The following is a 5,391-nucleotide window of genomic DNA, read 5'->3' as shown; positions in this document are numbered from 1 at the left end:
CGACGCTCTTCCGATCTGTATATAATCATTAATTATATTTTACTTTTTGAATTTTTACTGACAGAATTGATTTTTTATGTAATCTTTATAAAACCTTTCTTTGACTGAAAAATCTTGGTATAAATTATTACAATCAAATACTACATGAAAGATTATAATATAATTATATCTCACAATAAAATTTAAATAGTGAAGTCATTTAATGTTTTTATGGTTGATGACAGTATAGACCCCAAAAAAGTTATAAGTAAACTCGACTCGCTTCCAGGATGGAGCCTATCATATATCTTTATTGGAATTCTTGGTGTGGGCTATTTTTTCACGTTTTATGATATATTTAATATAAACGTTTCCTTTGTGCAAACCGCCATTGAAATAATACCAAATACACTTTCAATTACGGGTCCTAAGTTTTCTTACATAGAAGAATTACTGGGCTATGCCACGCTTATACAATTAATAGGATATGCCATTGGAACCCTAATACTAAGCCCACTTTCAGATAAATATGGAAGGAGGGATATGCTGTTAATTACCATGTCACTGGCTGCAATAGGCTCCTTAATCACCGTATTTACCCAAAACTTTATTGAATTTTCAGCAGCCAGGTTTATAACAGGACTTGGTATAGGTGCCGATATAGCAATAGTCTATACCTATGTTAGTGAGGTTTCACCAATAGGCAAGAGGGCTGCTTACGGTTCCATTATTTTTTTATTTGCTGCACTTGGTTCGATTACTGCCGTGTGGTTGGGGCTTTATCTTACAACTCCCGCAGCCCCTATACCATTGGGACTGCCTTTTGCAATAGGTGGCCCAGGTAAATTTGGTGGGGTAATTGGATGGAGATTAATGTATGTTGTTGGTGCCGTTTTAGGGCTTATTGGTGTCTTACTTAGATTTGAACTGCCAGAATCTCCAAGATGGCTTGTATCCAAGGGTAGAATAAAGGAGGCAGACAATATAGTAAATAATATGATGGAAAGAATTAAAAAGAGAACTGGTAAGGACATAAAAATTCTTGACAATATAAATGTAAATGTTGTTCCTAATGCATCTCCATATCGGGAAATTTTGGGTAATAGAATGTACTTAAAAAGACTTGTGATGCTTCTATTTATTTGGTTTATAGGCTATATGGCAGTTTATATACTTGCTGCCGGATTTACAGGAATACTCGGATCCATAGGGTATACATATGCGGGAGGAGGATTTGTTGTTGCTGTAGGCTCATTTGGTTTTATTGCAGCAGCCATTATACCTACCTATTTTGGTGAGCACCTACATAGGAGGGAGTGGCTCCCCATAGGCGCAACAATAACGTTAATTGGAGGACTTATGATTGCATTTAGTGGAAAAACATTCTTTCTTTCTGCTCTGGGGGCAATAATAGCATTTTGTGGATTCAACATCTGGGTTCCTGTAATAGAGGTATGGACAACTGAAAATTTTCCAGCCAGATCAAGAACAACTGGTTTCGCCTTTGTTGATGGTGTTGGTCACATAGGAGGTGGTGCAGGTGTTCTTCTTGTTGCCTACCTGTTATTATTAAGCGTATCTCCGGTAATCATTTTTATAATGATTGCAGTATTTCTCTTCATACCATCGGCAATAGCCAGATTCGGTGTTAAGACAAACAGGGCGAGAATGGATGAGATATCACCATAAATTTGAACAATAAATAAATAAAATAAAAGCATTTTATTTTATGGTTTCATATACAAAAAAAATTTTAGAATTCCTGAAAAGTTCAGGCATTAATGATATTTTTATGGTATCCGGGACTGATTATGCGTCATTCATAGAAGAATATTCAAAAGGGGGTGATTTCCCCAATATTATTGTTATTCCACATGAAATTACAGCTGTTTCTGCAGCACTAGGGTATTCCATGTCAAGTAAAATTGGTGTGGCATTTATTCATACAACCCCAGGAACTGCCAACTCTATAGGTATAATTATGAATGCATATTCTGCAAGAAGACCATTACTCATTATAGCGGGCCGGAGCCCAAATACGCTGAAAGGGGATGCATCAAGGAATTTAAGAATACATTGGGGTCAGGAAGCAAAAGATCAGGGTGAAATGGTGCGGCAGTGGGTTAAATTTGAATTTGAAATTCGTGACAGGTCGCAGGTAATTCAAACATTAAAAAGGGCCATAAGGATAGCAGAAGAAGAGCCTGCAGGTCCTGTATATATAAGCATTCCACGTGAAATAACTATAGATGAGGCTTTATAGGTGAGTTATATGTTTTATAATGATTTAAAGAAAGCTGAAAAAATGATAGAGGATTCAAAAAATCCAGTTATTATTCCATGGAGGTCTGGTAGAAGGCTGGAATGGTTTTACTCCATAATAAACTTTGCCAATGAATATGCAATACCTGTAATTAATTATGCCGGTGAAGTTTTGAATTACCCTTCTAATATGCCTATGGCGGTGGATGAATATAATCTTGAAGATGTTGATTTAATTTTAAATATAGAAAACGGGATTCCCTATTTTCCCAGATATAATGATGTTAATTGTAAAATAATAACAATTGATACTGAGCCCCTATATAATAATATTCCATATCTTGGTATTGATTCAGACATTATTTTAAGGGGCGATATCTCATTAATACTTAATTCCCTTAAACCAAAAATAGAAAAAGGCATAATAGAAGAGAGAAAAAATAAAGTAAGGGAAATTAGGGAATTACAGAACCGCTCTAAAAATGAGGAAATTCAAAGATTATCAAAGGAGAATACTATAAACCCCAGATATCTTTCATGGAAAATAGGTAAATTAGACATGCCGGTATTTACAGACTATCAGGTAAATCCAAAGTATAGCTTACCTAACAAATTTTCATCATATTTTAGCATTCCAGATGCGGGTTATCTTGGTTGGGCCATGGGAGCAGCAGTGGGGTATAAAATAGCCACAGGTATTGATACTATTGCGGCTGTTGGTGATGGTTCATTCATTTTTGGAGTTCCCACTGCATTTGGATATGCAGCAAAGGATTTCCCTGTATTATGCATAATTTTTGACAATTCACAATGGCTTGCTTCTGCTGAATCCGTAAAGGATGTATTTAAAAACAGTCATGCATGGAAAATAAATAAATTTCCCGGTGCCGATTTAAAAGACTACAACTACGGGGACGTGATTAAAATATTTGGAGGGGAGAACATAATAATTGAAAGACCTGATGAAATTGATGAGGGTATTAAAAAGGGGATAAATATTCTTAAAAAGGAGAAAAAACCTGTTGTATTGCAGTGCAAGGTTGATAAAACAAGATAAAATTATACTATAGCAAGTGGAGATACTGGAGATGCTGTGGCACCTTTTATTAGTAATGGTGAGCAAATGAATGCGAATTCATAGATTTTATCCCTGCTTAGTTCATCCAGTTTTATATTATCTATAAGTCTTATACCTGATTTTGCTATTAGATATTGGTGCACAGGAAGCCTTGTATTTTTTAATTCAGGCGGCGTCACCTCACTGGAAGGGGTGTCAGACCCTGATACTGAAATATCTTTCCCTGCCAGAAATTTTGCAAGTTCGTATCCTATTCCAGGAGATGAATCATAATATTTATCATACTCTTTGGGATTTTGAAATAGCTTGGATAAACCAGTATAAAAAAATATGGCATCTCCCTGCTCTAATTTTATGCCATGGCTATTTAAAAAATCTTCAGTTTCTTCCTTTGTGATAGCATATCCTGGTTCCAACTTATCTTTTTTATGCATGGCTGCAACGTCAACCATAATACCTTTTGTTATTATTGGAATTGTTTTTTCCATGCCCAATTTTTTTGAGCCCAGATTTGTCGTATTTTCATAGGCATCTATATTATTAAAAAACTTATTATTATGTGCCATATGATTTAAAGAATCCAGATGCGTTCCAGTATGATCACACATCTCTATTCTGCCAAGAGATGCACCATATTTATTCTTATAAGTTTTGTAATAGTCATTATCATAAACCCTTAGAAGTATATCAAAGAAATATGGTCCATGGGTTAATCTATCTGCCATACCATTAAATATAACATGGGATAGATTGTATACTTTACCTTTTTTAATTAGTTTAAAACTATTTAATATCTTTGTGGAGTTTATATAGTTTAAATTGCCAAGCTCATCATTTTCACCAAATTTTGATGACAAATTAGGATTATCTTCTTCAAACCATTCCATATAAGAATATGGAATAATAATTTAAAAATTTTATGCAATAACTAAATAAAAGTACACAAAACTATAAGCTTTTTTCATTTTTTATCAAAGTTTCCAGTGTACCTATTTTAGACACATTTACTCTTACCTTATCCCCATCCTTTAAAAATACCTTTGAATTATGAACTGCTACACCCGCAGGTGTTCCAGTTGTAATTATATCTCCTGGCCTGAGCATGGTTATTTTGCTTATTTCACTTATTAATTCATCCATAGAAAATATCATATCATTAGTATTTCCATCCTGTCTAAGTTCGTTATTAACATAGGTCTTAATTTCAAAATATAATTCACCTGCATCCTCTATAGGCAAAATAAATGGGCCATATGGTAAACCATAATCCTCAGATTTTCCAAGAACCCAGTTTTTACCATATCTGGGATATTCTACCATCTGGTAATCTCTGATGCTTAGGTCATTAACTATACTAAAACCAAAAATCACAGATTTTGCATCTGCCTTTGATAAATATTTTCCTTTTCCACCAATTACAATGGCTATTTCACCCTCATAATCAAATTTACTTACATTCTTTGGTATATATGCTATTCCTTTATGTGGCACTATACTAGTTTTAAATTTTTGAAAAAAATATGGTGATGATATCTGCGTCATTGATGATTCTGAAGAGTGGGATTTAAAATTTATTGCAGGCAAATATACTCTCTCAACGGGTGATGGTGGCATATAGTTTTCAGGTTCATTAATTTCTATTAAGTCATGAGACTTATAAGTTTTTAGATATTTAAAAAAAAGTTCAGGTTTTTCAGTTATACATTTATCATATATGGATAAATCATCATAATAGAACTTTTTAGCATCATTAAAAACGATAGCAGCTTTCCCTTTTACCATTGCAATTCCAATTAACATGATTAAGAAAAAAGATGTTAGTAAATAAATATTTCTGTACCTTATATATAATGTTATTAACTTATTATCAATACCCAGAATAATTTTTGTGTACTTTATATTCATATAAGTGATCCCCATTATGAGATCTTTTAACATTATTATACAATGTATGAAATTTTATTGATACGGGTATAATGTCTAATAAACATCATTCTTTATAATCTGATATTTAGGTAAGTGATACTAAGCATATCTGTATAATTATAAAGTCACTATTATTGTATATTAAT

The 5,391-nt window shown here is 33.3% G+C and carries 5 protein-coding genes; 3 read left to right on the top strand and 2 right to left on the bottom strand.

The window, feature by feature from the left end:
* Nucleotides 1-210 precede the first annotated feature (210 nt).
* From AOG55_RS00025 to AOG55_RS00015, 3 genes are read left to right on the top strand one after another with little or no spacing between them, the layout of a single operon-like run.
* The gene (locus AOG55_RS00025; RefSeq protein ID WP_055040722.1) at nucleotides 211-1,668 is read left to right on the top strand and encodes an MFS transporter; all 1,458 of its coding nucleotides are present in this window, start codon (nucleotides 211-213) and stop codon (nucleotides 1,666-1,668) included.
* A gap of 40 nt (nucleotides 1,669-1,708) precedes the next feature.
* A complete protein-coding gene (locus AOG55_RS00020) occupies nucleotides 1,709-2,242 on the top strand; it encodes a thiamine pyrophosphate-binding protein (protein ID WP_055032265.1) in 534 nt (177 codons plus the stop codon).
* A gap of 9 nt (nucleotides 2,243-2,251) precedes the next feature.
* Nucleotides 2,252-3,298 (top strand): thiamine pyrophosphate-dependent enzyme, encoded by a 1,047-nt coding sequence (locus tag AOG55_RS00015; protein ID WP_055032266.1) that lies wholly within the window; start codon nucleotides 2,252-2,254, stop codon nucleotides 3,296-3,298.
* 2 nt (nucleotides 3,299-3,300) lie between these two features.
* On the opposite strand, the gene AOG55_RS00010 is transcribed toward AOG55_RS00015, so the two are convergent.
* Both AOG55_RS00010 and AOG55_RS00005 read right to left on the bottom strand, forming a co-directional pair.
* Nucleotides 3,301-4,206, bottom strand: a complete 906-nt coding sequence (locus AOG55_RS00010) for a cyclase family protein (RefSeq protein ID WP_048101199.1) — start codon at nucleotides 4,204-4,206, stop codon at nucleotides 3,301-3,303.
* 61 nt (nucleotides 4,207-4,267) lie between these two features.
* Nucleotides 4,268-5,224: a fumarylacetoacetate hydrolase family protein gene (locus AOG55_RS00005; RefSeq protein WP_052656694.1), complete on the bottom strand. Its 957-nt coding sequence runs from the start codon at nucleotides 5,222-5,224 to the stop codon at nucleotides 4,268-4,270.
* Between the last annotated feature and the right edge of the window lie 167 nt (nucleotides 5,225-5,391).

Source organism: Acidiplasma cupricumulans, from assembly GCF_001402935.1.
GTDB classification, from domain to species: domain Archaea; phylum Thermoplasmatota; class Thermoplasmata; order Thermoplasmatales; family Thermoplasmataceae; genus Acidiplasma; species Acidiplasma aeolicum.
This window is presented reverse-complemented; position numbering and strand designations above follow the sequence as displayed.

Bases quoted from the DNA above. Each gene is read 5' to 3' on its own strand.
- AOG55_RS00020 (WP_055032265.1), top strand. From the start codon at position 1,709: ATGGTTTCATATACAAAAAAAATTTTAGAATTCCTGAAAAGTTCAGGC.
- AOG55_RS00025 (WP_055040722.1), top strand. From the start codon at position 211: ATGGTTGATGACAGTATAGACCCCAAAAAAGTTATAAGTAAACTCGAC.
- AOG55_RS00010 (WP_048101199.1), bottom strand. From the start codon at position 4,206: ATGGAATGGTTTGAAGAAGATAATCCTAATTTGTCATCAAAATTTGGT.
- AOG55_RS00005 (WP_052656694.1), bottom strand. From the start codon at position 5,224: ATGAATATAAAGTACACAAAAATTATTCTGGGTATTGATAATAAGTTA.
- AOG55_RS00015 (WP_055032266.1), top strand. From the start codon at position 2,252: ATGTTTTATAATGATTTAAAGAAAGCTGAAAAAATGATAGAGGATTCA.